The sequence below is a fragment of the Ensifer sp. genome, from assembly GCF_035999135.1.
Taxonomy (GTDB): Bacteria; Pseudomonadota; Alphaproteobacteria; order Rhizobiales; family Rhizobiaceae; genus Ensifer.
Genome location: NZ_DASYGZ010000237.1, coordinates 1 through 26,172, shown reverse-complemented (window position 1 = coordinate 26,172; position 26,172 = coordinate 1). Strand labels below are relative to the sequence as shown.

25 protein-coding genes are annotated in these 26,172 nt (G+C 64.0%); 19 read left to right on the top strand and 6 right to left on the bottom strand.

Annotated elements, in window-relative coordinates; genetic code table 11:
* The first annotated feature begins 70 nt into the window (after positions 1 to 70).
* Genes VGO12_RS31025 through VGO12_RS31010 form a run of 4 tightly spaced genes read left to right on the top strand, consistent with a single transcriptional unit; the run spans position 71 to position 5,220 of the window.
* Positions 71 to 1,660, top strand: coding sequence for an ABC transporter substrate-binding protein (locus VGO12_RS31025; RefSeq protein ID WP_327516577.1), 1,590 nt, complete (start codon positions 71 to 73; stop codon positions 1,658 to 1,660).
* Positions 1,660 to 2,772: an ABC transporter permease gene (locus VGO12_RS31020; protein WP_327516580.1), complete on the top strand. Its 1,113-nt coding sequence runs from the start codon at positions 1,660 to 1,662 to the stop codon at positions 2,770 to 2,772. Before VGO12_RS31025 ends, VGO12_RS31020 begins: the two co-directional genes overlap by 1 nt.
* Positions 2,769 to 3,596 (top strand): ABC transporter permease, encoded by an 828-nt coding sequence (locus tag VGO12_RS31015; protein WP_043624703.1) that lies wholly within the window; start codon positions 2,769 to 2,771, stop codon positions 3,594 to 3,596. The genes VGO12_RS31020 and VGO12_RS31015 overlap by 4 nt, the downstream gene beginning before the upstream one ends.
* Complete coding sequence (locus tag VGO12_RS31010) at positions 3,589 to 5,220, top strand: ABC transporter ATP-binding protein (protein WP_327516576.1); 1,632 nt, start codon at positions 3,589 to 3,591, stop codon at positions 5,218 to 5,220. The genes VGO12_RS31015 and VGO12_RS31010 overlap by 8 nt, the downstream gene beginning before the upstream one ends.
* Before the next feature lie 56 nt (positions 5,221 to 5,276).
* On the opposite strand, the gene VGO12_RS31005 is transcribed toward VGO12_RS31010, so the two are convergent.
* On the bottom strand, positions 5,277 to 5,531 hold the full coding sequence (locus VGO12_RS31005; RefSeq protein WP_327516575.1) for a hypothetical protein: 255 nt from the start codon (positions 5,529 to 5,531) through the stop codon (positions 5,277 to 5,279).
* A gap of 168 nt (positions 5,532 to 5,699) precedes the next feature.
* Here VGO12_RS31005 and VGO12_RS31000 point away from each other — a divergent pair, with 168 nt between their 5' ends.
* On the top strand, positions 5,700 to 7,169 hold the full coding sequence (locus VGO12_RS31000; RefSeq protein ID WP_327516574.1) for a LuxR C-terminal-related transcriptional regulator: 1,470 nt from the start codon (positions 5,700 to 5,702) through the stop codon (positions 7,167 to 7,169).
* Positions 7,170 to 7,184: 15 nt separating this feature from the next.
* Here the strand turns inward: VGO12_RS31000 and VGO12_RS30995 are convergent, their stop codons facing one another.
* Positions 7,185 to 8,120: a LysR family transcriptional regulator gene (locus VGO12_RS30995; protein WP_327516573.1), complete on the bottom strand. Its 936-nt coding sequence runs from the start codon at positions 8,118 to 8,120 to the stop codon at positions 7,185 to 7,187.
* Between the two features lie 154 nt (positions 8,121 to 8,274).
* Between VGO12_RS30995 and VGO12_RS30990 the strand changes: the two genes are divergently transcribed.
* The gene (locus VGO12_RS30990) at positions 8,275 to 9,249 is read left to right on the top strand and encodes an alpha/beta hydrolase (RefSeq protein ID WP_327516571.1); all 975 of its coding nucleotides are present in this window, start codon (positions 8,275 to 8,277) and stop codon (positions 9,247 to 9,249) included.
* A gap of 122 nt (positions 9,250 to 9,371) precedes the next feature.
* Here VGO12_RS30990 and VGO12_RS30985 read toward each other — a convergent pair whose 3' ends face one another.
* Positions 9,372 to 9,713: a hypothetical protein gene (locus VGO12_RS30985; RefSeq protein ID WP_327516570.1), complete on the bottom strand. Its 342-nt coding sequence runs from the start codon at positions 9,711 to 9,713 to the stop codon at positions 9,372 to 9,374.
* A gap of 55 nt (positions 9,714 to 9,768) precedes the next feature.
* Positions 9,769 to 10,563 carry a helix-turn-helix transcriptional regulator gene (locus tag VGO12_RS30980; protein WP_327516569.1) on the bottom strand — a complete coding sequence of 265 codons (795 nt, stop codon included), beginning with the start codon at positions 10,561 to 10,563 and terminating at the stop codon, positions 9,769 to 9,771.
* Positions 10,564 to 10,817: 254 nt separating this feature from the next.
* On the opposite strand from VGO12_RS30980, the gene VGO12_RS30975 reads away from it, so the two are divergent.
* The 7 genes from VGO12_RS30975 to VGO12_RS30945 all read left to right on the top strand — a co-directional run bounded on the left by VGO12_RS30975 (position 10,818) and on the right by VGO12_RS30945 (position 18,425).
* Positions 10,818 to 12,374 carry an ABC transporter substrate-binding protein gene (locus VGO12_RS30975; protein WP_327516579.1) on the top strand — a complete coding sequence of 519 codons (1,557 nt, stop codon included), beginning with the start codon at positions 10,818 to 10,820 and terminating at the stop codon, positions 12,372 to 12,374.
* A gap of 86 nt (positions 12,375 to 12,460) precedes the next feature.
* Positions 12,461 to 14,455 carry a CocE/NonD family hydrolase gene (locus VGO12_RS30970; RefSeq protein ID WP_327516568.1) on the top strand — a complete coding sequence of 665 codons (1,995 nt, stop codon included), beginning with the start codon at positions 12,461 to 12,463 and terminating at the stop codon, positions 14,453 to 14,455.
* Between the two features lie 116 nt (positions 14,456 to 14,571).
* The gene (locus VGO12_RS30965; protein WP_327516567.1) at positions 14,572 to 15,066 is read left to right on the top strand and encodes an HPP family protein; all 495 of its coding nucleotides are present in this window, start codon (positions 14,572 to 14,574) and stop codon (positions 15,064 to 15,066) included.
* Complete coding sequence (locus VGO12_RS30960; RefSeq protein ID WP_327516566.1) at positions 15,063 to 15,632, top strand: TetR/AcrR family transcriptional regulator; 570 nt, start codon at positions 15,063 to 15,065, stop codon at positions 15,630 to 15,632. The genes VGO12_RS30965 and VGO12_RS30960 overlap by 4 nt, the downstream gene beginning before the upstream one ends.
* Positions 15,633 to 15,804: 172 nt before the next feature.
* Entirely contained in the window at positions 15,805 to 16,269 is a 465-nt protein-coding gene (locus tag VGO12_RS30955) for an SRPBCC domain-containing protein (protein WP_327516565.1), read from the top strand.
* Positions 16,262 to 17,860, top strand: a complete 1,599-nt coding sequence (locus VGO12_RS30950; protein ID WP_327516564.1) for an MFS transporter — start codon at positions 16,262 to 16,264, stop codon at positions 17,858 to 17,860. Before VGO12_RS30955 ends, VGO12_RS30950 begins: the two co-directional genes overlap by 8 nt.
* A 145-nt stretch (positions 17,861 to 18,005) precedes the next feature.
* On the top strand, positions 18,006 to 18,425 hold the full coding sequence (locus VGO12_RS30945) for a GFA family protein (RefSeq protein WP_327516563.1): 420 nt from the start codon (positions 18,006 to 18,008) through the stop codon (positions 18,423 to 18,425).
* Between the two features lie 11 nt (positions 18,426 to 18,436).
* Here the strand turns inward: VGO12_RS30945 and VGO12_RS30940 are convergent, their stop codons facing one another.
* Positions 18,437 to 18,838, bottom strand: coding sequence for an ACT domain-containing protein (locus tag VGO12_RS30940; RefSeq protein ID WP_327516562.1), 402 nt, complete (start codon positions 18,836 to 18,838; stop codon positions 18,437 to 18,439).
* Positions 18,839 to 18,995: 157 nt separating this feature from the next.
* Here VGO12_RS30940 and msrA point away from each other — a divergent pair, with 157 nt between their 5' ends.
* Positions 18,996 to 19,715, top strand: a complete 720-nt coding sequence (msrA, locus tag VGO12_RS30935) for a peptide-methionine (S)-S-oxide reductase MsrA (RefSeq protein ID WP_327516561.1) — start codon at positions 18,996 to 18,998, stop codon at positions 19,713 to 19,715.
* 63 nt (positions 19,716 to 19,778) lie between these two features.
* On the opposite strand, the gene VGO12_RS30930 is transcribed toward msrA, so the two are convergent.
* Entirely contained in the window at positions 19,779 to 20,693 is a 915-nt protein-coding gene (locus tag VGO12_RS30930) for an alpha/beta hydrolase (protein WP_414650803.1), read from the bottom strand.
* Between the two features lie 158 nt (positions 20,694 to 20,851).
* Here VGO12_RS30930 and VGO12_RS30925 point away from each other — a divergent pair, with 158 nt between their 5' ends.
* From VGO12_RS30925 to VGO12_RS30905, 5 genes are all read left to right on the top strand, one after another.
* Positions 20,852 to 21,760 (top strand): LysR family transcriptional regulator, encoded by a 909-nt coding sequence (locus VGO12_RS30925; RefSeq protein ID WP_113540408.1) that lies wholly within the window; start codon positions 20,852 to 20,854, stop codon positions 21,758 to 21,760.
* A gap of 213 nt (positions 21,761 to 21,973) precedes the next feature.
* A complete protein-coding gene (locus tag VGO12_RS30920) occupies positions 21,974 to 23,134 on the top strand; it encodes an ABC transporter substrate-binding protein (RefSeq protein ID WP_327516560.1) in 1,161 nt (386 codons plus the stop codon).
* Between the two features lie 242 nt (positions 23,135 to 23,376).
* Entirely contained in the window at positions 23,377 to 24,375 is a 999-nt protein-coding gene (locus VGO12_RS30915; RefSeq protein ID WP_327516559.1) for an ABC transporter ATP-binding protein, read from the top strand.
* Positions 24,372 to 25,322, top strand: a complete 951-nt coding sequence (locus tag VGO12_RS30910; protein ID WP_327516558.1) for an ABC transporter permease — start codon at positions 24,372 to 24,374, stop codon at positions 25,320 to 25,322. Before VGO12_RS30915 ends, VGO12_RS30910 begins: the two co-directional genes overlap by 4 nt.
* Positions 25,312 to 26,127 carry an ABC transporter permease gene (locus VGO12_RS30905; RefSeq protein WP_327516557.1) on the top strand — a complete coding sequence of 272 codons (816 nt, stop codon included), beginning with the start codon at positions 25,312 to 25,314 and terminating at the stop codon, positions 26,125 to 26,127. Before VGO12_RS30910 ends, VGO12_RS30905 begins: the two co-directional genes overlap by 11 nt.
* Positions 26,128 to 26,172 lie beyond the last annotated feature (45 nt).

The following is a 26,172-nucleotide window of genomic DNA, read 5'->3' as shown; positions in this document are numbered from 1 at the left end:
CGAAGCCATCGATACAATCTCTACCAACCACAACGAACGGCGAATGCCGACGAGAAAAGGGAACAGGGGAATGAGCGATTACAAGGATTACCTCACACGACAGGTCATGCTCGGCAAGATGAACCGGCGCGAGTTTTTGGGTCGTGCGGCTGCTGCCGGCATCCTCGCCTCGACGGCCGGCACGCTGTTTGCCACCAGCGCTCAAGCGCAGGAGCCGAAGCGCGGCGGCCATCTGAAACTCGGCCTCGAAGGTGCGGCCGCAACCGACAGCAAGGATCCGGCCAAGGCTCTGTCGCAATTCATGTTCGTCGTCGGCCGCAACTGGGGCGACATGCTGGTCGAAAGCCATCCGACCACAGGCGCACCGGTCCCGGCGCTCGCCGAATCCTGGGAACCGTCCGCCGATGCCTCGACCTGGACCTTCACCATCCGCAAGGGCGTGAAATTTCATGACGGCAAGGAGCTGACGCTCGACGACGTCATCAAGACCCTGCAGCGCCACACCGACGAGAAGTCGGAATCCGGCGCGCTCGGCGTGATGAAGTCGATCAAGGAAATCAAAGCCGACGGCGACAAGCTGGTGCTCGTGCTGACCGAAGGCAATGCCGACCTGCCGCTGCTTCTGACCGACTATCACCTGATCATCCAGCCGGGCGGCGGCATCGACGCGCCGGACGCCCAGATCGGCACCGGCCCGTTCAAGGTGACGAGCTTCGAAGCCGGCATCCGCGCCACCTTCGAGAAGAACGCCGACGACTGGCGCACGGACCGCGGCTATGTCGATTCCGTCGAGTTGATCGCCATGAACGATGCGACGGCCCGCATCGCCGCCCTTTCGTCGGGCCAGGTGCACTACATCAACCGCGTCGACCCGAAGACGGTCAACCTTCTGAAGAAGGCGCCGACAGTCGAGATCCTGAACACGTCGGGCCGCGGCCACTACGTGTTCATCATGCATTGCAACACCGCCCCCTTCGACAACAACGACCTGCGCATGGCGCTGAAATATTCGATGGACCGCGAGACCATGGTCGAGCGCATCCTCGGCGGCTACGGCAAGGTCGGCAACGACTTCCCGATCAACGACACCTATGCCCTCTTCCCCGAAGGCATCGAGCAGCGTGCCTATGATCCGGACAAGGCGGCCTTCCACTACAAGAAATCAGGCCATAGCGGTCCGGTTTTGCTGCGCACCTCCGACGTCGCCTTCCCGGGTGCGGTCGATGCGGCCGTGCTCTACCAGGAAAGCGCCAAGAAGGCGGGCATCGAGATCGAGGTCAAGCGGGAGCCTGGCGACGGCTACTGGACGAATGTCTGGAACGTCCAGCCCTTCTCCACCTCCTACTGGGGCGGCCGTCCGACCCAGGACCAGATGTACTCGACCGCCTATCTTTCGAGCGCCGACTGGAACGACACCCGCTTCAAGCGCCCGGACTTCGACAAGATCCTGCTCGAGGCCCGCGCCGAGCTCGACGAGCCCAAGCGCAAGGACATGTACCGCACCATGGCGATGATGGTGCGCGACGAAGGCGGCCTGATCCTGCCGATGTTCAATGACTTCGTGAACGCCTCCACCAAGCAGGTGAAGGGCTACGTGCACGACATCGGCAACGACATGTCGAACGGTTACGTCGCAACCCGGGTCTGGCTGGACGCATGATGATGGAAAGCGGACCGCTCACTGGTCCGGTTCCGACGGATGGAACCGCGGGTGCAACACACCCGCGGTCTGCCGAACTTTCCGGAGTACCAGCAAAACCCAACCCTGCTTCCGATGGCCAGATCGGCGGCACCTTCTGGCGGCGCTTCACCTTCCGCCGCCCTCTCGCGGCGCTGATCCTGCAGCGCCTCGGCTTGAGCGTGGGCCTGCTCTTTGCCGTGTCGCTGATGATCTTTGGCGGCATCGAGGCCCTTCCCGGCGATTTCGCCACCACCTATCTCGGCCAGTCGGCAACGCCCCAGGCGGTTGAAAACATCCGCAAGGATCTCGGCCTCGACAAGCCCTGGAGCGAACGTTACCTCTCCTGGCTCGGCGGCGCCGTGCAAGGCGATTTCGGCACCTCCTGGGCGAGCAAGAACTCGGTCGGCGAACAGATCGGCAAGCGCCTCGGCAATTCGCTGTTCCTCGCCTTCTTCGCAGCGCTCATCTCCGTGCCGCTCGCCGTCGGCCTCGGCATGCTGGCGGTGCAGTTCCGCAACAGGCTGCCGGACAAGATCATCAACGTCGTCTCGCTGGCGGCGATCTCGCTGCCCGAGTTCTTCATCGGCTATCTCTTGATCATGTTCTTCGCCGTCAAATACGGCGTCGCGACCTTCCCCGCGACCGTCTATGACAGCATGAGTTTCACCGAACGGCTCTCGGCGATCGCCCTTCCGGTCGCAACCCTCGTCCTCGTCGTGCTCGCCCACATGATGCGCATGACCCGGGCTGCCATCCTCAACGTCATGTCGTCGGCCTATGTCGAGACGGCGGAACTCAAGGGTCTCGGCATGTTCCGCATCATCGCGCGCCATGCGGCTCCCAACGCCGTGGCGCCGGTTATCAACGTCATCGCGCTCAACCTTGCCTATCTCGTCGTCGGCGTCGTCGTGGTCGAGGTGGTCTTCGTCTATCCGGGCATGGGGCAATACATGGTGGATGCGGTGACCGTGCGTGACATGCCGGTCGTTCAGGCCTGCGGCCTGATCTTTGCCGCCTTCTACATCTTCCTGAACATGGCGGCCGACATTCTCGCGATCATCGCCAACCCGAGACTGAGGCACCCGCGATGAACCTGAGATCCATACCCTTCAGCGCCTGGATCGGCATCGCCGGCATCGCGATTGCGATCTTCTGCGCGCTGTTCGCGCCCGTCATCGCCCCCTTCGGCGAACGCGACGTCGTCGGCGACGTCTGGCTTCCGGCCGGTGGCGACTTCCTGCTCGGCACCGACAATCTCGGCCGCGACCTGCTCTCGCGTCTGATCTATGGCGCCCGCACCACCATCTTCGTGGCGCTGGCGGCAACCGTGCTCTCCTTTTCGCTCGGCATGCTGTTAAGCTTCACGGCCGCCGTCGTCGGCGGTTTCACCGACCAGCTCTTCTCCCGCTTCAACGACCTGATGATGGCGATCCCGACGCTGATCTTCGCGCTCGTCGTGCTCGCCGTGCTGCCGCAGCATCTGTGGATCCTGATCCTCGTCATGGCCGTGCTCGACAGTACCCGTGTCTTCCGCATCGGCCGCGCCGTGGCCCTCGATGTCGCGGTGATGGAGTTCGTCGAGGCGGCAAGGCTGCGCGGCGAAGGTTCGCTCTGGATCATCTTCCGCGAGATCTTGCCGAACACGTTGTCGCCGCTGCTTGCCGAATTCGGCCTGCGCTTCGCCTTCTCGATCCTGTTCCTCTCCACCCTCTCCTTCCTTGGTCTCGGCATCCAGCCGCCGGCCGCCGACTGGGGCGGCATGGTCAAGGATAACAAGGACGGCATCATCTTCGGCATTTCGGCAGCGTTGATCCCGGGGGCTGCGATCGCCACGCTCGCGATCTGCGTCAACCTCGTGGTCGACTGGCTGATGAAGAGAACCTCCAGCCTCAAGGGAGGACGCGGCGATGCCTGAGATGCTGTCCGTCAAGAACCTCAAGATCGAAGCGACCAGCTATCCGCCGGGCGAACCGCCCAAGGTCGTCACCCTCGTCGAAGGCGTGTCCTTTACCGTTCAGAAGGGCAAGGTGCTCGGTCTCATCGGTGAATCCGGCGCCGGCAAGTCGACGATCGGCCTTTCGGCCTTGGCTTACGGCCGCGGCGGGGTGCGCATTACCGGAGGAGAAGTCCTGCTCGATGGCAAGGACATCCTGACCCTCGACAGACATGGCATCCGCTCGATCCGCGGTGCCCGCGTCTGCTATGTCGCGCAATCGGCGGCCGCCGCCTTCAACCCGGCGCACCGGCTCGGCGACCAGGTGATCGAGGCATCGCTGCGCCACGGCATCATGAGCCGCGAGGAGGCAAAGAAGCGGGCGCTCTACCTTTTCCGGGTGCTGGGTCTGCCCAATCCCGAAACCTTCGGCGACCGCTACCCGCACCAGGTCTCCGGCGGCCAGCTTCAGCGCGCCATGACCGCCATGGCGCTCTGCCCCAATCCGGAGCTGATCGTCTTCGACGAGCCGACGACAGCGCTCGACGTGACGACCCAGATCGACGTGCTTGCCGCGATCAAGCATGCGATCGAGGAGACGCATACGGCAGCGCTCTACATCACCCATGATCTCGCGGTCGTCGCCCAGATCTCCGACGACATCATGGTGTTGCGCCACGGGAAGACCGTGGAGTACGGCGCCACCCAGCAGATCATCGAAGCCCCGCGCGAGGATTACACCCGCGCGCTCGTCAGCGTGCGGCAGACCAAGCGCGACGAAGCGGTGGATCAGACCGGCACGCAGCTGACGATCGAGCATGTCAGCGCCGGTTACGCCAATGGCTTCAAGGTGCTGCACGATGTCTCGATGCATCTGCCGAAGGGCCAGACGCTGGCGATCGTCGGCGAAAGCGGCTCGGGCAAGTCGACGCTCGCCCGCGTCATCACCGGGCTGTTGCCGCCGACCGAGGGCCGCATCACCTTTGAGGGCAAGGAACTGCCGCGGGCGCTCAAGGGCCGCAGCAACGACGAGCTGCGGCGCATCCAGATGATCTACCAGATGGCCGATACCGCGATGAACCCGCGCCAGACGGTGCGCGACATCGTCGGCCGTCCGCTCTCCTTCTACTTCGGCCTGCACGGGCAGAAGAAGACGGAACGGGTGAACGAGCTCTTGGACCAGATCGAAATGGGCGGCCGCTTCCTCGATCGGTATCCGGCCGAACTTTCGGGCGGCCAGAAGCAGCGGGTGGCGATCGCCCGCGCGCTCGCGGCCAAGCCCGAACTGATCCTCTGCGACGAGCCGACCTCCGCGCTCGATCCGCTGGTGGCCGAAGGCATCCTGAATCTGCTCTTGAAGCTTCAGGAGGAAACCGCTGTTTCCTATGTCTTTATCACCCACGACATCGCGATCGTCCGGGCCATCGCCGACAGCGTCGCGGTCATGCACCGCGGCCGCCTGGTGCGCTTCGGTCCGAAGTCGAAAGTGCTGTCGCCGCCCTTCGACGACTATACCGACCTCCTGTTGAAGTCGGTTCCGGAGATGGAGATCGGCTGGCTTGAGCGCGTGCTGAAGACACGGCGCATGGAAAGTGCGGGCAACTGACAACAGGAAAGGCGGCGCCGACAGGTGCCGCCTCTCTCATTCAGCCATCGGCAGCTTCAGCGCTGCCAGAAGGGCTTGCTGGTCTCGGCGTCGATCTGCGCTCTGGTCAGCCCGACATCGTCGAGCAGTTCCGGATTCTGCCTGGCGATGCGCAGAAGCTGCTCGCGAAAGCGCAGGCGATCGTCCCAGATGGCAAAGAGCCGGAACGGATCGTGACGACCGACGCTGTCGGCGATGTGCCTTGCCGGCTGGTTCAGATCCAGCCAGACGGCATGGGTGAATTCGGACATTCCGGACAGAAGGCTGCTCATCTTCGGCTCCACCTTGGCTGGGCCCCTCAGGGCATTGAAACGATGGTCCGACTGTAGGCGGCGCGGCGCTCGGCCACATCGCGCAACTGCTGTGTTTCCGCTCCTGCATTTGTAGTATTTTGCGTCGTCACCGTTGAAACCGGTCCGGTCGGATGGCAGGGAGCAGCCATGAACCGCATCCAGACGCCACAGACCGCCACTGAACCCCTGTCCGAGCGTGAGCGCGCCGTGGCCGAGCGTTTTGCCGCGGGTCTGACCTATCGCGAGATCGGCGAGGCGCTGTTCATCGCGCCGTCGACCGTGCGTACGCATCTCGCCACGATCTACGGCAAGCTCGGCGTGCGCAACAAGATCGAGCTCGCGTCCCATGTGGCGCAGACCATGGCGGGTGCTGCGGTCACGCAAGCGACGGCTCCCACGCGGGCGACAGAGCCCGCATCCCCGGTGCTCGCGCTCTTTCCGATCGAGAGCCTCAATCCGGAGGAGCGCTGGCAGCGTTTTGCCGATGGCCTTTCCTCCGATCTCTCAGTCGATCTCGCGCGTTTCGCCGATATCCCGGTGATTGCCTTCCACACGATGAAGCTGCTTGGAAACCGGCCTGAAGCCTTCGAGGATCATGTCCAGGCGGTCGGCGCCACCTATGCCGTCACCGGGCAGCTGCGCGCCGACGACAAGCGGGTGCGTCTGACCATGCAGCTCTCCGACACGCGCACAGGCATGACGCTGTGGAGCGAGCGCTATGACCGCGCGATGGAAGATGCCCTCACCCTGCAGGACAGCCTCTGCGAAAGCGTCATCAATGTGCTTGCCGGCTGCTTTGGAACGCTGGCCGCAATCGGACGCAAGGCGAGCAGACAGAAGGCTCAAGGGACCCTGCAGGCCTACGACTACTATCTTCTCGGCGTCGAGCAGCACAATCGCTTCAGTCGCGACGGCAATGCCGCCGCACTTCAACTGCTTTCGCGCTCGCTCGAACTGGATCCGGGCCGCTCCCGCGCGTGGACGGAACTGGCCTATGTTCATTCCATCAGGGCCTGCAACGGCTATAGCGACGATCTCGAAGACGCATTCGGAAACTGGCGGCGCGCCGCCGAGGAAGCCGTGCGCCTGGATCCGACCGACCCTGCCGGCCAGACCTGCCTCGGCGATCTGCGCGCCTGCCTGGGGGACCTTGCGGGCGCTGCCGAGGCGCATGCGCGCGCGTTTGAATTCGGCAAGAACAATGCCGACACCCTGGCGCTTTTGGCCGGCGCCAAGGCGCTGGTGGTCGGCACCCCCGAAGACGCCATCCCTCTGATCGAACGCGCCCTCGCCTTGAACCCGCTCGGGCCGCCCTGGTATTACGGCATGCTCGGCCGCGTGCTCTTCGTCACCGGCCGATACCGCGAATGCCTGTCCGCATTCGAGAAAAGCTCGCAGGAATCCCCAAGCACGCTGATGTTCCGGGCGATGGCCCATGCCTGTCTCGGCGAGACGAAGGAATCGGCCGACGCCGCCGAGCGGCTGCGGGCAGAATTCCCGTCCTTCAGGGTGGAGCGCTTCATCGAGGGCTACCCGGTCTCCAACCCGCCAGCGGTTGCGGCCTTTCGCGAAGGCGCCCGGCTGGCAAGGCTCGACCAGGCACCGTCAACAGCATGAAGTCCATGCCAACCGCTATGGCGCGACCTGCCGCGCGAGGTTTTTGCGCTGCTCGACAAGAAAGTCCATGAGCGCTCGGGTCTTGGCGGGCATCTGCGCGCGCGACGGCACGTAAAGAAAGAAGGCTGGACGGGGATGAACCCACGGCAGAAGGACACGCGCCAAGGTGCCGTCCTCCAGATATGGGCGAACGCAGAGGTCGAGGTGCTGCACCAGTCCAACCCCCTGCAGTGCAGCGCGCAACATACTGTCGTCGTCGTTGAAGACGGCGTTGCCCTGCGGCTCATAGACCACGGTACGCGCCTCCTCGCCGGGTGCGAGGAACGTCCAGCGGTCTAGTTTGCCGCTTGAGGTGAAGCGGTAGGAGAGGCAGTTGTGCTGCTTCAACGCCTGAGGCGTCTCGGGCACGCCGTGGCGTTCGAAGTATGCGGGCGAACCGACGATCGCCATCGCCAGCGGCGGCGTGATCGGCACCGCAATCATGTGTTCGTCCAGGCTTTCACCCAACCGGATGCCGGCGTCGATCCCTTCGGCCACGATGTTGGAGAAACCGTCGTCGGTCACCAGTTCCAGCCGCAGCTTCGGGAAGCGTGCCAGGAACGCCGCCAAATGCGGCTCGATCAGCGAGCGCGCAGCGACGCGTGAGACCGACAAGCGAATCGTACCCGACGGCTCCGTGCCGGCTTCGCTCAAATCCGTGACCGCGCCCTCGATCGCGGCAAATGCGGGATGCAGCACATCAAACAGGCGCTGACCTTCCTCGGTAAGTGACATGTCGCGCGTCGTGCGGTTGATGAGCCGAACGTTCAGATGCCGCTCCAGCGATTTCAGGTGTTGCGACACGGTTGCGCGCGTCACCTCCATTTCCAGGGCGGCTTTGGTGAAGCTGCGTCGGCGGGCGACGTGGACAAACCACGCCATGGCGGGAAGCAGTGAGGGATCGAGCGGCATATTGTCAGTTATTGCTTAACACTGATGTCATGTCCAGGCGGTTTATCCGATCCATTCCCCCACGTAAAATGCGCCCATACCCACCGAGATCCTATCTTGGCACAGGGCATGGTCTCGGGTTGCGGCATCTTCGAACAGGCAAAGGAGCCTCGTCATGACCGGAATTTCAAAGCAAAGAATGCAGACGGCGCTGGAGCAGGAAAAGACCATCTCCGCGGACGATCACGCCAAGGTCAAGGCGCTCGCCGGCATGGTCAAGATGCCGCGCAGCTTCATCTTCAAGAACCCGGGCGATTACGGCATGGAAGGCTGGCATGACCTGTCCATCCCGTCGGACGACGGCACGCCGCTCGAAGCCTGGTACATCCCGGCCAAGGGCGGCGAGAGCAACAAGCTCGTGATCTTCAACCATGCCCTTCCGATGTGCCGCGCCGGCTATCCCGGCCACATGGGCGCGCCGTGGGGCAACTTCATCGAGCCGGTCGAGATCGACTTCGTCATCCAGTACAAGCACCTGACCGATGCCGGCTACAACGTGCTGACCTACGACTTTCGCAATCACGGGCAGAGCGGTGCTGCCAATGGCGGCGTCTGCGGCGTCGGCCAGTGGGAATGGCGAGATTGCGTCGGCGTCAAGAAGTTCGTCGACGCCCATCCGCGCCTGGGCAAGATGGACGTTGCCCTGTTCAGCCAGTGCCTGGGCGGCGTTTCGCAGTATGCCGCCATCACCAAACACCCCGAGCTGTTTGAGAACGTCAAGTGCCTTCTGAGCCCGCTCGTCCCCAACATGACGTCGGTCTTTAGCAAACTCTCGGGCTACCAAGGAATCGCGCAATATCAGGAACTGATCGACCTGGAGTTGCTCAAGCTTGGCGGTTTTGCTGCCGCCGACATGTCGGGCAGACTCTGGGCTCCGAACGTCAAGCTGCCTGTGTTGATGTGGCAGGTGCTCGACGACGCCGTCATCAACAACCCTGGTGACGCCGAGAGCACCTTCGACGCCTTGGCCAGCAACGACAAGGAACTCTACTGGATCGAGGGCACGACCAAACGTTTCGAGGACGGCTACAACTGGTTTGGCCGCCATCCGGAAAAGGTGCTGACGTATCTGGACAGGTACATGAACTGAGTACGTCAGTAGACCCCTTGCGGGGCGTGGCGGAGCGGACAACGTGGCCAATGCCAGCATGGCCGCTCCGGCACATCACATCAGCATGGGTTTGCAAACTTGCGTGACGTGCGCGACATCCATCACTTCTGCCGGCAATCGACGTCGCCCAGCCGGTTTGCCGCTTCGCCCTCGAAGGTCACCGTCGCCTCGCCCTTGGCAGCACAATCGCCCTTTTCGCCGCTGCCGGAGCGGAAATGCACCACCGGCTGGCCCTCGATCATGATGCTTGGCACGACCTCGTAGAGCTCCGGCGGGCAATTGGCGACATCAGACAAGCGCAGCGCCGGCTGGCCGCCGATCATCACGCTTGATGCGCCCGAGAGCGCGCAGGACGGGATCGGCGCGCGTGCCTCGTCGGCCATCGCCGCCGGGATCGGAATTGCGACCCAAAGGCAGGCAAGCGCGACTGCAGACGATTTCATGATCCCCTCCCCGACGAACCTCGGTGGTGAAACCTAACGCGACGCGACGGACGCCTCAATACTCGTTCGGTATGGTCAGCGGCTCGGCATCGGGCGCTTCGAGGAAATTGCGCACCGTCTGGGGCAGATGTCGCGAGCCGAAGGAGAGCACGCCGCAGCGCGACAGCATCTGGCGCAGGTCAGGCTGGCCCCCGAGCGCACGCCAGATCATCCGCGAGGCATAAGGCAGGTTCTCCTTGCGCCAGGAGACACCCATGGTGGTGCCGCGCAGGTAGACGCGCTGGTGCATTTCGAACGGCAGAAGGATCGTCTGCGCCAGCATCGGCTCACGTCCGATGCTGCGCTCGGTGATGAAAATGCGGTTCCGCCAGAAGGTGACGAGGCCGACATATTTCGAGAACTGCTGGATCTCGTTGGCCGGATCGCGGATGCGCTCGATCGATTTGACCCGGAAGGAGCCGGTCTCCTCGTAGATCCGGGCCGCGGAGCAGACGACGAGACCGGGCCAGGAGAGCGAGACATGGTAGGTCTGGTAGTAGCCGATGTGACGCCTGAGCGCCGCGATATCGCCGGGAAACCCCTCGAGCAGCAGGCCCGCATCCGAGCGGTCGCGGTCGGGCCGCGTCATGCGCGCCTCGAACTGTCTTGCCGGCAGCGCAAAGTCCTCGGCCCCTAGTCCGAAGAAGCGGGCGATGCGCGATACGTTGTGCGGCGACGGTTTTGCCTCACCGGCAATGTAGCGATTGAACTGCTGCCGGTTGATGCCGATCTCGCGGCAGATCTGCGAGATCGAACGCCGCGTCGCGCAGGCAAACCTGAGATTGGTCGAGAAGATGTCGTTGTCCGTCAATGTCCCTTCCTCGATCGCGCCGATAGCGCCGCCGGCTCGCTTGCAACCGCAAAACCGGAACCGGCGATCCGTCTCTTCGGGTGTAGCAGGTCCGCGCGCCCGAAGTCGCGTAAAATAGCGTAAATAAGCGTCAAGTCGCGAAATTGTGCAGCGTCCTGCAGGCGCTAGGTTTTCCTTGGAAATATTATACCAGAGGGATCCCCAGAATGACCGAATTCACGAAGCGACCCGACGGCCTTCTCGTGCCCACGAGCATGGCTTCGACCGGCATCAGCCGGCGCGGTTTCCTGGCCGGCACTGCAGCCCTTGGCCTTGCGGCCGGCCTCGGCGCAACGCTTGGCGCAGGCGACGCACGGGCGGAGGAGCCGAAGCGCGGCGGCCATCTGAAGCTTGGCCTCAAGGGCGGCGCCACCACCGACACGCTCGACCCGGCCGGCTATAGCGGTTCGGTCTCCTTCGTCATCGGCCATCTTTGGGGCGACACGCTGGTCGAGTCCGATCCGAAGACCGGCGCGCCGCTGCCGGCCCTTGCCGAATCCTGGACACCCTCGGCTGATGCGTCTGAGTGGACCTTCAAGATCCGCAGCGACGTCAGCTTCCACGACGGCAGCAAGCTGACGGTCGCCGACGTCGTCGCGACTTTGAAGCGCCATGCGGACGAAGGCTCGAAATCGGGCGCGCTCGGCCTGATGCGCTCGATCAAGACGATCGAGGAAAAGGCAGGCAGCCTGGTGCTGACCTTGACCGAGGGCAACGCCGACCTGCCGCTGCTTTTGACCGACTATCACCTGATCATCCAGCCGAAGGGCGGCGTCGATAACCCGGCCTCCCCCATCGGCACCGGCCCCTACAAGCTTTCGAGCTACGAGGCGGGCCTGCGCGCCACCTTCGAGAGGAACGCCGACGACTGGCGCTCAGACCGCGGCTTCGTCGACAGTGTCGAGGTCATCGTCATGAACGACACGACGGCGCGGATCGCAGCCCTCTCTTCCGGCCAGGTGCACTTCATCAACAACATCGACCCGAAGACGGTGCCGCTCCTGAAGCGGGCGCCGCGCGTCGAGATCCTCAGAACCGCCGGCAAGGGCTTCTACAGCTTCCTGATGCATTGCGACACCGCCCCCTTCGACAACAACGACCTGCGGCTGGCGCTGAAATACGCCGTCGACCGCCAGGCGATCCTCGACCGGGTGCTCGGCGGCTTCGGCACGCTCGGCAACGACTACCCGGTCAACGGCAACTATGCGCTGGCGCCTGATGGCATCGAGCAGCGGGCCTATGATCCGGACAAGGCCGCCTTCCACTACAAGAAGTCCGGCCACGACCGGCCGATCCTGCTGCGCACCTCGGACGCCGCCTTCCCCGGTGCGGCCGACGCTGCCGTGCTCTTCCAGGAAAGCGCCAAGAAGGCCGGCATCGAGCTCGAGGTGCGCCGCGAGCCGGAAGACGGCTACTGGACCAATGTCTGGAACGTGCAGCCCTTCTGCGCCTCCTACTGGGGCGGTCGACCGACACAGGATTCGCGTTATTCGACCTCCTATCTCTCGACAGCCGAATGGAACGACACGCGTTTCAAGCGCGAGGATTTCGACAAGCTGCTGCTTCAGGCCCGCTCCGAGCTCGACGATGCCAAGCGCAAGGAGATGTACCACACCATGGCGATGACGGTGCGCGACGAAGGCGGCCTGATCCTGCCTGTCTTCAACGACTATGTGAACGCCGCTTCCGCGTCTCTGAAGGGCTTCGTCGACGACATCGGCAACGACCTTTCCAACGGCTACATCGGTAGCCGTGTCTGGTTCGACGCCTAATCGCAGTTCAAGCGGGCGCGAAAACTGCAGTTTCGCGCCCGAACTGGACGAGAGAACAAAGAGTTACAGCAGAGCGCAGAAACCATATGTCCGAACGCGAATTCACCTTGATCGAAAACGAATGGATCCGGCTGAAGGACGGCACCGTGCTTGCCGCCCGCATCTGGATGCCGGATGGAGCCAACACCGAGCCGGTGCCGGCCGTGCTCGAATACCTGCCCTATCGCAAACAGGGCGGCACCAGCCTGCGCGACGAATCCACCTATCCTGTGTTTGCCGCCGCTGGCATTGCCGGCGTCCGGGTCGACATCAGAGGCTCGGGCGAAAGCGACGGCGTGATCGATGGCGAGTACACGCCGCGCGAACTCTCCGACGGCTGCGAGATCATCGAATGGATCGCCGCCCAGCCCTGGTCCAACGGCAAGGTCGGCATGATGGGCATCTCCTGGGGCGGCTTCAACTGCCTGCAGGTCGCAGCCCTGAAGCCGCCGGCGCTGAAAGCGGTTATCTCCATCGCCTCGACGGTCGACCGCTACAACGACGACATTCACTACAAGAACGGCTGCCACCTCTCCGCCCAGCTCTCCTGGGCCGCCACCATGCTCGCCTACCAGTCACGTTCGCCGGATCCCGACATCGTCGGCGATCGCTGGAAGGCGATGTGGATGGAGCGGTTGGAGAACGAGCCCTATTTCATGGAGGAATGGCTCGAGCACCAGCGCCGCGACGCCTTCTGGCAGCACGGCTCGATCGCGGAGGATTTCGAAGGCTTCGACGTGCCGGCGCTGGTCATTGCCGGCTGGGCCGACGGTTACCGCAACACGCCGCTGAAGGCGGTTGAAGGCATCGGCAGCAAGGCAAAGGCGCTGATCGGCCCTTGGGTGCACAAATATCCGCATTTCGCCTTCCCCAAGCCCCGTGCCGATTTCCACGGCGAAGCGATCCGCTGGTGGAACCGCTGGCTGCGCGACGAGGAAAACGGCGCAGAAGGCGGGCCGCAGGTGCGCGCCTATATTCTCGACGGCCCGCGCCCGTCGCTCCGGCGCGACAGCGACCCCGGCCGCTGGGTGGCGAAGGACGCCTGGGCAACGCCCGAAATGCAGCTCTTCGGTATCTCCCATGACGGGCGGCTGACGCCGTCGGCCGGCGGCACCGGTGTCGGCGAGATCTACCTGAAATCGCCGCTCGACACCGGCACCGCCTCGGGCGAGTATTTCACCCTGAAGCCCGACGCGGAAATGGCCGGCGACCAGCGCATCGACGATGCCGGCTCGCTCACCTTCGAGACCGCGCCGCTGCTCGAAGTGGCCGACTATCTCGGCCAGCCGACGCTTTCCGTCGACGTCACCTGCCAGGCGGCCAACGCCAATCTCGCGGTCCGCCTGGTCGACGTGCACCCTGATGGCACCGCCACCCGCGTCGCTTTCGGCGTGCTCAACCTTGCGCATCGCGACGGCAATGCCAGCCCCAAGGGCATGGAGCCCGGCCGCAAGACCCGCATCACGCTGACGCTCGACGCCTGTGGCTACCGCTTCCGCCCGGGCAACCGCATCCGCGTGTCGCTGTCGACCTCTTACTGGCCGCTGATCCTGCCGACGCCGACCGACCCGGGCCTTTCGATCGACACATCGAGCCTGTCGCTTGCCCTGCCGCTTCTCGGTGCCCATCGCGAGATCGCCGTACCGGAACCGGAAAACCCGGATCCACTGCCGAAATATCGCGAACTGAAGCGCGGCAACACCAGCCGCACGGTCGAGCGCGACATGACGCACGGCATGACCCACTACCGGATCTATGAGGACACTGGCTTGTCCGAGCACCCGGACACCGGCCTTGCCACCCAGGACATCCGCGACGAGACCTGGTCGATCGCGCCTGATGATCCGCTGTCGATGATCGGCACCTCGACCTGGACCTGCGTTGCCAAAAGCGAAGGGTGGTCCGTGCGCACGGTCTCGACCGCGACCTTGCGCTGCACGGCAGGCGAGTGGATCACCGAGGCCGAAGTCGTCGCCTATGAGGGCGAAACGCGGATCTTCGAGAAGCATTTCCGCAAACACGTGCCCCGCGACTTCATGTGAGGCCGTCGCGGACGGGCCGGCGGCTTGCCACCGCCACTCCCGGTCCGGCAGCCCTTCTTGACTTCATCATCGAGCCATTGTACCAATCGGTAAAGAGTTTACTGATTGGTACAATAGTGCGTCATTTTTTCACCCGTCATCAGCCTCCCGTTCATATCAGCCGCGGCCTCATCGCCGGCGTCGGTGGCCTTGTCGCCATTGCCGCCCTTGGTGCCCTCGCCAGTCTCGCCGGCCATCCCATGCTGATGGCGCCGTTTGGCGCCAGCTGCGTGCTGATCTTCTCGGTCGCATCAAGTCCGCTGTCGCAGCCGGCCAATGTCGTCGGCGGCCACATCGTCGCCACCCTCGTCGGCCTGATCCTCAGGACAGTGTTTCCCAACGAGTGGTGGGCCGTCGCGATCGCCGTCGGGGCCGCGATTGCGCTGATGGCGGCGCTGCGCGTCACGCATCCGCCGGCCGGCGCCGATCCGCTCGTCGTTTTTGCAGCCGATCCGGGCTTCGAGTTCCTGCTCTTCCCGGTGCTGACAGGTTCACTGATCCTGGTCGCGGTCGGCGCCCTCTTCCACCGTTTCGCCAGGGTGGAATACCCACTCGTGAGGAAACCCGCATGAGCCGCACGGTCAAAGAGCGCAAGGACGTCATTGCCATGCTGGCGGAGATCTTCCGCGAACACGGCTATGACGGCACCAGCCTCAGCCTGATCACCGAGAAGACCGGGCTTGGCAAAGGCAGCCTCTACCACTTCTTCCCCGGCGGAAAAGAGGAGATGGCCGAAGCGGTGCTTGCCGACATCGACGCATGGTTCCGCACCCATATCTTCGACGCACTGCGCAACGCCGATGACCCCGCCAGGGCGCTGGAGGCGATGTTTGCCGGCGTCGATGGCTACTTTCGTCAGGGTCGCAGGCTCTGCCTGATGGGTGTGATCGCCGCCAGCGGCGCCCATGACCGCTTCGCCCGTGAGCTCAACCGCTATTTCTCCGACTGGCGCACCGACCTCGCCGCAACGCTTGGACGCGCCGGCATACGCGCTTCAGAGTGCGACGGCCTTGCCGAGGAAATCGTCGGCGGTATCCAGGGCGCACTGATCCTCGCCCGCAGCCTCGACGACCCCGGCGCCTTCGGCCGGGTGCTTTCCCGGCTGAGGGCGCGCTGCCAAAACGCTGCCGTCGACTGACGCCCAAGCGGCCAGTGCCGACTTTCATCACGCGGCCAGAACTGACAAAAATCAGGTCGAGGACCCTTGCGCGCCTTGACACGACCCGTCACGCGCAGATATTAACCGATGAGTTAAATAACTCTTGGGTTAATGACCGGGCGCAGTGGGGCGCCCGGAGGAGGAGGCATTGATGACAGCGGCAGCCGCAAACGCAACGCGCAACAATATCAGCCTGGAAATCGTCCGCGACTTCGACGCGCCGGTGAACCTTGTCTTCAAGGTCTGGTCGACGCCTGAGCATGCGTTGCGCTGGTGGGGGCCGAAGGATTTCACGCCCCATTCGCTCTCCATGGACTTCCGCCAAGGCGGCGCATGGCGCGCCTGCATCCGCTCGCCCGAAGGCCGCGACTACTGGATGGGCGGCGTCTACCGCGAAGTCCTGGAGCCAGAACGCCTTGTCTTCACCTTCGCCTGGGACGAAGACGGTAAGGCCGGCGCCGACACGCTCGTCACCGTCTCCTTCGCCGACATCGGCGGCCGGACCCGGCTGACCTTTCATCAAACACCATTCGAAACTGTCGAAGAGCGCGACTCGCACCAGGAAGGCTGGGGCGAGTGCCTCGACCGGCTCAGGGATTATGTCGACCATGTCTGAGACCGCAAACCTCGAAAATACCCATGTGCCCGGCCCGAAGGCGACCCGGCGCGAATGGATCGGGCTCGCCGTGCTGGCGCTCCCCTGCATGCTCTATTCGATGGACCTGACGGTGCTGAACCTCGCGGTACCGCAGCTTGCCGAAGAACTGAAACCGTCGGCCTCCCAGCTGCTCTGGATCATCGATGTCTACGGCTTCATGGTCGCGGGTTCCTTGATCACCATGGGCACGCTCGGCGACCGCATCGGCCGACGACGCCTCTTGATGATCGGCTCGATCGCCTTCGGCCTCGCCTCGATCTTTGCCGCCTTTGCCTGGAACGCCGAGACGCTGATCGTTGCCCGCGCCGTGCTTGGCGTCGCTGCCGCAACCCTTGCACCCTCGACGCTTTCGCTCATCCGCAACATGTTCCTCGACGACCGGCAGCGCACATTCGCGATCGGGGTGTGGATCGCCAGCTTCTCGGCCGGCGGCGCCATCGGCCCCGTGGTCGGCGGGCTGATGCTGTCGCAATTCTGGTGGGGCTCGGTCTTCCTGCTGGCCGTTCCCGTCATGGTGCTGATCCTCATTCTCGGCCCGATCCTGCTTCCGGAATTCCGCGACCCCGAAGCCGGGCGCATCGACCTCATCAGCGCCGCCCAGTCGCTGATATCGGTGCTGTCGGTGATCTACGGCATGAAGCACATTGCCGAGGACGGCGTCGATACCACCGCCATCTCCTTCATTCTCGTTGGCATCGTCGTCGCCATTCTCTTTGCAAGGCGCCAGCTTCGCCTCGCCGACCCGCTGATCGATCTGGCACTGTTCAAGACACCGCGGTTCAGCGCAGCACTCGGCGTCAACATTCTCGGCCTGTTCGTCGGTTTCGGCGCCTTCCTGTTCGTGGCGCAGTACCTGCAGCTGGTGCTCGGCCTTTCGCCCTTCGTCGCCGGGCTCTGGTCGGTTCCGACGGGCGTCGCCATGGTCGTGGCCTCGATGACGGTGCCGATGCTGGCCACCCGCTTTGCCGCCTCCAACCTGATTGCCGCCGGTTTTGTTCTGACGGCGATCGGCTTTGCCATCTGTACCCAGGTGGGCACCTCCAGCAGCCCGTTGCTCGTCACGACCGGCCTTGTCGTGCTCTGCCTCGGCTTTGCCCCTGTCGGCACGCTGACGACGGACATGATCGTCGGCTCCGCGCCGCCGGAGCGGGCCGGCGCAGCGTCTGCGATCTCCGAGACCAGCTTCGAGTTCGGCGGCGCGCTCGGCATTGCGGTGCTCGGCAGCCTGCTCACCTCGGCCTATCGCGGCCGCATGGACGATCTCGTCGTCACCAGCCTGCCGGAGGAAAAGATCGAGGCAGCGCGCCAGACGCTCGGCGGAGCCGTCGCGATCGCCGCCGATCTGCCGCCGGCGGAAGCCGAGCGGCTGCTTGCCGCGGCACGCGACGTCTTCACCCAGTCCTTCACCTTCACCGCCTCGATCTGCGTGCTGCTTTCGCTGCTGACGGCGCTGATCGCCTTCCTGCTATTGCGCCAGGCGAAGGACGATGGTGACGGTAAGGACCCTGTCGTCGCCGACCGGCCGGCAGCAACCGGAACTGTCGGGTAGAGCGAGCCTCGCGCTGCGATGTCCGGTCGAAAACTCGGCCGGATCGGTGGGCGGGCCAGAATGAAATGTCAACGGCACGGTCTCGTCAGCGCCGGCCCTCGGGCCGGCGGGCGGCAAGGCCTGCCCCATTTCCGGGAGGAAATCGATGAAGAAGCTTTATCGCGGCAGCTGCCACTGTGGCGCCGTCGCCTTCGAATGCCAGCTGGATCTTGCCGAAGGCGTCCGCCGCTGCAACTGCTCCTTCTGCGCCAAGACGCGCATGCAGAAGTCCTTTGCGCTCCGGGAGGAATTCGAGATTACCGCCGGCAAGGACAGGCTCACCAGCTACCGCGCCGACAATTCGAGCTGGATCGTCGGCGACGTCGATCACTACTTCTGCAGCCGTTGCGGCGTCCGGCCCTTCTCCCGCGGCTACCACAAGGATTTCATCGGCCATTTCTATGCGGTCAACGTCGCCTGCCTCGACGGCGTCAGCGACGCGGAGCTCGGCGCAGCGCCCATCATCTACGAGAACGGCCGCGCCGACGACCATTTCAACCCGCCGGAGGACACGCGCTTCATGTAGGGATTGCGAACTCAGGCAAGCGTCAGCGCACGAAGAGCCGAAAGCGCCCTCTCGGCATCCGCTTCCGGCACGAAGATATGGTCGTGGTAATAGGCGGCGATCACATTGGCGCTGATGCCCTCGCGCGTCAGCGCCGCCGAGACGGCAGCGGTCAGACCGACGGCTTCGAGCGCCGAGTGAACGTTGAGCGTGATCCTGCGCAGCAGCGGACCATATTCCAAGCCCGCCCGATCAGCGGCGTCTCGGGCAAGCACCAGGGTCAGCCCCTCGTCCTCGCGATAGGTGGCAAGCGGCTCCAGCGTCTGGGTGCGCGCCTGATCGCGATAGGCGACAGTGCAATAGACATAGGTCTGCGGATAAAGAACCGGGTTCATCGTCGCCAGCAGCTTTGCAAGATCCGTTTCGCCGACCATCTTCCGTCCTGTTCACGTGAGTATCAAAGTTGCCATGAAGTGGTAGCGGATCGTCACGTTGGCGTGAAGCACGCGATCGCGATTTGACCATTGTCATTCCCATGAAAACATGTGGTCATTGAGCGTCGGCGTAGAAGGCCGGCAGCGGGAGCACACCATGGCGCACGGCAGGTCGGCATATCCCTTGGCAAGAATTCCCTTGATCCTGGCTGCGGCCATCACAGCAATCCTGGCGACCGGGTCGCTCGCCCCGGCGCAGGAGCCGGCCATGGTAATTCCGCCACCGACGCTCGACGAGAAATCGTCCGCATCGACGGAAGTCGCGGTCTTTGCCGGCGGCTGCTTCTGGGGCGTGCAAGGCGTGTTCCAGCACATCAAAGGCGTGAAGAACGCCGTCTCGGGCTACGCAGGCGGCACGGCGGCGACCGCCGACTACGAGACGGTGAGCGGCGGCAAGACCGGCCATGCGGAATCGGTCGAAGTGACCTTCGATCCGCGCGAGGTGACCTATGGGCAGCTGCTGCAGGTCTTCTTCTCCGTCGCCCACAATCCGACACAGCTCAACTATCAGGGTCCGGACCACGGCACCCAGTATCGTTCGGCGCTTTTCGCCGTCACGGACCAGCAGAAGAAGGTCGCCGATGCCTACATCGCCGAACTCGGCAAGACAGGCGCCTTCCCCTCGGCAATCGTCACGCAGGTCTCGCCGTTCAAGGGCTTTTATGCCGCCGAAGACTATCATCAGGACTTCCTGACGCGGAACCCGACTCACCCCTACATCGTCTACAACGACCTGCCGAAGATCGAAAACCTGCGGACGCTCTTCCCTGGGGCGTTCAGGGCCAACCCGGTGCTGGTGTTCAAGGCAAAGAGCTGACGCAATTTGAAGGACAGCCGCACGTCGGTTTGCCGGCACGCTCGCGTCGCGCCAAGCCGGGCCTCAGCGCGTTCCGACGAGCATTGCCACGCCTTCGGCCAGCCGCTGAAAGCCTTCGCGCGCGCCTTCGCTCATATGTCTCGCCCGAAGCCAGGCATGGATCATCTGCGGCTCCTCACGGAAGGCGACGTTGACGCCGGCGGCGGCCAGCCGCGCCGCGTAGATGCGGGCGTCGTCGCGCAAGGGATCGAAGAAGGCGCCGGTGATGTAGCTGGGCGGCAAGCCGGAAAGATCGGTTTCGGCAAGCGGCGCGGCAAAGGGGTTGCCCATCGGCGCTTTCAGGATGTCGCGATAATAGCCGACATCAGCCGTCGTCAACCCGGGCGCCTCGGCCATCTCCACATAGGAACCCGAGACCAGATCGCCGCCGAGGCCGGGATAGATCAGCACCTGTCCGACGATGCCGGAAAGCCCTTCCGCCCGGGCTTTCAGGATGATGCCAGCCGTGAGATTGCCGCCGGCGCTGTCGCCGGCAACGACAACCGGGCGACCGTCGGACAAGAGATGCTGCAGCACGGCGTAGCTGTCGTCGAAAGCCGCCGGCCAGACATGCTCCGGCGCGAGGCGATAATCCACCGACACCAACTCGGCCTCAGCGAAATTCGCGAGCTCGGCGCAGATCGCATCGTGGCTGTCGAGTGAGCCGACGACGAAGCCGCCGCCGTGGATGTAGTAGATGCGCGTCTGCGTCGAAACCTCGGCCGGCCGGTAGCGCCGAACCTTGATGCGGCCGTCGACGAGCGTGTCGTCACGCGTCAGCCCGGCCGGGCTCGGCGCATCGAATTCGGCACAGAGCGCGTCATACCATTTGCGCTGTTGCTCGATCGACGCATCCACCGCATCGGCCGGATAGAAGTCCTCACAGCGGCGGTGGAACGCAAGGATCCCCTCCTCCGTCGGCATCGGCCGCTTGGTCATCTGGTCCACGTCATCCTCCCGCTCGTCCGCTTCCACCCAGCTTAGCATCGGCAATCCGGGTCCCTGTCCGAAAACCGACATCACGGGAAAAAATCAGCGTTCGGCCCGCTTGCGTTTCGGCGCTTGCCAGCCCTGCCCCGCACCTATTAACTCGCGCCATGGCCTTCACTTTCAGACAATTGCAGTATTTCGTCGCCGTCGCCGAGCAGGGGTCGATCACCCGCGCGGCGCAGAACCTTTCGATCTCGCAATCCTCGATCACCGAGGCGATCAAGGAGCTCGAAGGCGATCTCGGCGTCGAGCTTTTCGACCGGCATCCGCGCGGCCTGTCGATCACCCACAACGGCCACCAGTTCCTGCGCCACGCCACCAAGATCCTCGCCAATGTCTCGGACGCCCGCCGGAGTTTCTCCGACAGCCGCGAGGAGACTGGCGGCAAGCTCAATCTCGGCGTCACCTCGCTGGTTGCCGGCTACGTGCTTTCCGATCTCCTGGCCCGCTACCGCCGCGCCTGCCCCGGCGTCGAGGTCAGCGCCATCGAGGACAACGGCTCCTATCTCGAGCACCTGCTGATCGGCGGCGAGCTCGACGTCGCCGTCATGGTCATCTCCAACCTGCGAGACCGCATGGCGCTGCAGGCGGAAATCCTCGAGACCTCGCCCTACCGGCTCTGGCTGCCGATCGGTCATCCGCTCGTCAGCGCCGACATCATCTCCGTCAGCGATATCGCCAAGGAGCCGCTGATCATGCTGACGGTCGATGAAATCGAGGAGAACACCGGCAAGCTTTTGACAGCGCTTGGCGCCCGCCCGCACGTGGCCTTCCGCACCCGGTCTGTCGAAGCGGTGCGCAGCCTGGTCGCGACCGGCGCCGGCATCGCGCTTCTGCCCGACCTCGTCTACCGCCCCTGGTCGCTGGAAGGCGACCGCATCGAAAGCCGCGACGTCTCAGGCGCGCTGCCGGTGGTTCAGGTCGGCATGGTCTGGCGCAAAGGCTCCGGGCTGCCGCAATCGGCGCGCGATTTTGTCGGCATCGCCGAAGCGCTCAGAAGTGCGCGCCCGCGCTAACGCGCCCATCTTCGGCGGCGCGCGCCTCTATCTCATTGTTTTTGCGCAATTCCGGACGCAAAACCGCTGCACACTTTTGTTGGAATTGCTTGCGATATCGGAAAAACCGAAAGCGGCATTCTGTTTAATGAATTTGCGAATACGGTGAAAGCAAGGCACGCTTCAACCTGGGAACGAAGCCGCAAAATGCGGCTCAAAACTGGGAGAATTCAGATGAAGCAGATGCTTAAATCCTGCACGGCATTGACCCTGACGCTTGGCCTCGTCGCGCCGGCCTTCGCGCAGGAGCCGCTGAAGGAACTCGGCAAGGGCGAAGGCGAACTCTCCATCGTCGCCTGGGCCGGCTACATCGAGCGCGGCGAGACCGACAAGAATTACGACTGGGTCACCGATTTCGAAAAGCAGACGGGCTGCAAGGTCTCGGTGAAGACGGCCGCCACCTCGGACGAAATGGTGGCGCTGATGAACGAAGGCGGCTTCGATCTCGTCACCGCGTCTGGCGACGCGTCGCTGCGCCTCGTTGCCGGCAAGCGCGTCCAGCCGATCAATACCGATCTGATCCCCAGCTGGAAGACCATCGACGAGCGCATGCAGAACGCGCCCTGGTACACGGTCAACGGCGTGCATTACGGCACCCCATACGTCTGGGGCCCGAACGTCCTGATGTACAACAAGGACGCCTTCAAGGGCGAAGCGCCGAAGAGCTGGAACGTCGTTTTCGAGGAAATGACGCTTCCCGACGGCAAGTCCAACAAGGGCCGCGTCCAGGCCTATGACGGCCCGATCCATGTGGCGGACGCCGCCAACTACCTGATCAAGCACAAGCCGGACCTCGGCATCAAGGATCCCTACGAGCTCAACGAAGACCAGTACAAGGCAGCGCTTGACCTCCTGCGTGGCCAGCGAAAGATCGTCGGCCGCTACTGGCACGACGCGATGATCCAGATCGACGACTTCAAGAACGAAGGCGTCGTCGCCTCCGGCTCCTGGCCATTCCAGGTCAACCTGATGGAAGCCGAAAAGCAGCCGATCGCCTCGACCATCCCGGAAGAAGGCGTGACCGGATGGGCAGACACCACCATGCTGCACGCCGACAGCCAGCACCCCAACTGCGCCTATATGTGGATGGAGCACTCGCTGTCGCCCAAGGTCCAGGGCGACGTGTCGGCATGGTTCGGCGCCAACCCGTCGGTGGGTGCCGCCTGCAAGGGCAATGCGCTTTTGACCGACGAAGGCTGCAAGACCAACGGCTACGAGGACTTCGATAAGGTCAAGTTCTGGAAGACGCCGGTCTCGAAGTGCGAAAGCCAGGGCGAATGCGTGCCCTATCACCGCTGGGTCTCCGACTACATCGGCGTAATCGGCGGCCGCTGAGCCGTCTCGACATATCGCAAGCATCGCCCCTCACCCTGACCCTCTCCCCGCACACGGGGGAGAGGGAACGCCCCCGGCCAAACCGCAGGGCGTGAACTTGAGGCAAACCGCCCGCCGCACGTCCCCTTCGCCCCGCAAACGGAGAGAAGGTGCCCGGCAGGGCGGATGAGGGGTCCTACCCTCACCGCGGGATGAGGGGCAAATTCCTCCCCACCGGGGACTGAACTTTCCGGAGCATTTCAATGACCACCGCCGTTCTCTTCGACAATGTTTCCCGCCACTTCGGCGCCGTGCGCGCCGTCGATGGTGTGAACCTCGAGGTAGCCGAGGGCGAGTTCTTCGCCATGCTCGGCCCCTCGGGCTCGGGCAAGACCACCTGCCTGCGCCTGATGGCCGGCTTCGAGCAGCCGACCGGCGGCCACATTGAAATCTTCGGCGAGACTGCCGAGGGCGTGCCGCCCTATCGCCGCAGCGTCAACACCGTTTTCCAGGACTACGCCCTCTTCCCGCACCTCTCGATCCTCGACAACGTCGCCTATGGATTGATGGTCAAGGGCGTCGGCCGCGAGGAACGCCGCAAGGCGGCCGAGGATGCGCTCGCCATGGTGAAACTGCCGGGTTATGGCACCCGCCGCCCCGGTCAGCTTTCCGGCGGCCAGCGCCAGCGCGTGGCGCTCGCCCGGGCGCTGGTCAACAAGCCCAAGGTGCTGCTTCTCGACGAGCCGCTCGGCGCGCTGGACCTCAAGCTGCGCGAGCAGATGCAGGAGGAATTGAAGAGCCTGCAGAAATCGCTCGGCATCACCTTCGTCTTCGTCACTCACGACCAGGGCGAGGCCCTGTCGATGGCCGACCGCATCGCCGTCTTCAACGACGGACGCATCCAGCAGCTCGGCCGCCCGGAAGACGTCTACAAGCAGCCGAAGACCCGTTTTGTCGCCGATTTCGTCGGCTCGTCCAACGTGCTGCCCGCCAAGCTTTGCCAGCGCCTCGGGTTGAAGGCGCCCTTCGCCAGCTTGCGCCCGGAAGCGATCGCCATCGCAGCACCCGCCAATGGCGCGCTCAGCCTGACGGGCACCGTCGCCGCCCATAGCTTCCTCGGCGCGGTCAACCGCGTCGTCGTCGATGTCGATGGCGCCCGTGTCGCGGTCGCCAGCCCCGCCGCCCTTGCCGTGCCGGCGCTCGGCAGCCCCGTCACCATCAGCTTCGCCGCACACGAGCTGCACCCGATGGAGGACGCATGACCGCCTTTGCCGAACCCATGGTTCTGCCGGAGCGACGCGGCCCTGCCGGCCGCCTGTCGGACTTTTTCTGGCGCCATCCGCATCTGCTTTTGACGCTGATGCTCGCGCCGCCGCTGCTCTGGCTCGGCGTCGTCTATCTCGGCTCGCTCTTTGCGCTGTTGCTGCAGAGCTTCTTTTCGATCGACGATTTCTCCGGCCTGATCAATTACGAGTTCACGCTCGCGACCTATCGCCAGCTGCTGAGCGAAACCAATCTCGACATCATCCTGCGCACCGTGCTGATGGCGGCGACCGTCACGCTCGCCTCCGCCGTCATCGCCTTCCCCATCGCCTATTACGCGGCGCGCTATGCGAGAGGGAAATGGAAGGTGCTGTTCTATCTCGGCGTCATGCTGCCTCTCTGGTCGAGCTATCTCGTCAAGATCTACGCCTGGAAGCTGATTCTGGCCAAGGAAGGCATCCTCACCTGGTTCTTCGAGAAGCTGCATCTGCTCTGGCTGCTCGACGCCTGGCTGGCGCTGCCCGTGGTCGGCGGCAACTCGCTTTCGGTCAGCTACACCGGCACCTTCATCGTCTTCGTCTACGTCTGGCTGCCCTTCATGATCCTGCCGATCCAGGCAGCACTCGAGCGCGTGCAGGGCAACCTGATCGAAGCCTCCTCCGACCTCGGCGGCACGCCGGCCCAGACCTTCCGCTACGTGCTTTTCCCACTGGCGTTGCCCGGCATCGTCGCCGGTTCGATCTTCACGTTTTCGCTGACGCTCGGCGACTACATCATTCCGCAGATCGTCGGCTCGTCGCGCCTCTTCATCGGCCAGGCGGTCTATGCCCAGCAGGGCACCGCCGGCAACATCCCGCTCGCCGCCGCCTTTACCGTGGTGCCGATCGTCATCATGGGCGCCTATCTCTTCGTCGCCAAACGCATGGGGGCCTTCGATGCGCTCTGATCGCCTCAACCGCTCGCCGATGGGCCTGAAGATCGCGGCCGGCGTCGGCCTCGCCTTCCTGCACCTGCCGATCCTCTTGATCTTCCTCTACGCGTTTACGACCGAGGAAAAGAGCTATCAGTTCCCGCCGCCAGGCCTGACGACGCAATGGTTTGCCGTTGCCTGGAACAGGCCCGACGTCTGGGCGGCGCTGACGCTCTCGGTCAAGGTCGCCTCGATCGCGACAACCGTTGCCCTGGTACTCGGCACGCTCTGTGCCGCCGCCGTAAGCCAGACGCGGTTCTTCGGCCGCGAGACGGTCTCGCTGCTCGTCATCCTGCCGATCGCGCTTCCGGGCATCATCACCGGCATTGCACTCAGATCCGCCTTCTCGATGGCCGATATTCCGTTTTCCTTCTGGACCATCGTTCTCGGCCACGCGACCTTCTGCATCGTCGTCGTCTACAACAATGCGGTCGCCCGCTTCCGGCGGATTTCCGGCTCGCTGATCGAGGCGTCGATGGACCTCGGCGCCGACGGCTTCCAGACCTTTCGCTACATCATCCTGCCGAACATCGGCACGGCTCTGCTTGCCGGCGGCATGCTCGCCTTCGCGCTGTCCTTCGACGAGGTGATCGTCACCACCTTCACCGCCGGCCAGCAGTCAACGCTGCCGATCTGGATGCTCGAAGAGTTGATCCGCCCGCGCCAGCGGCCCGTGACCAACGTGGTCGCCATGGTCGTGGTGCTCGTCACCTTCCTGCCGATCCTCGGCGCCTACTACCTCACCCGCGACGGCGACCAGATCGCCGGCGCCGGCAAATAACTCGACTTTCAAGGGAGAACAGACATGGACACCCAACTGCTGATC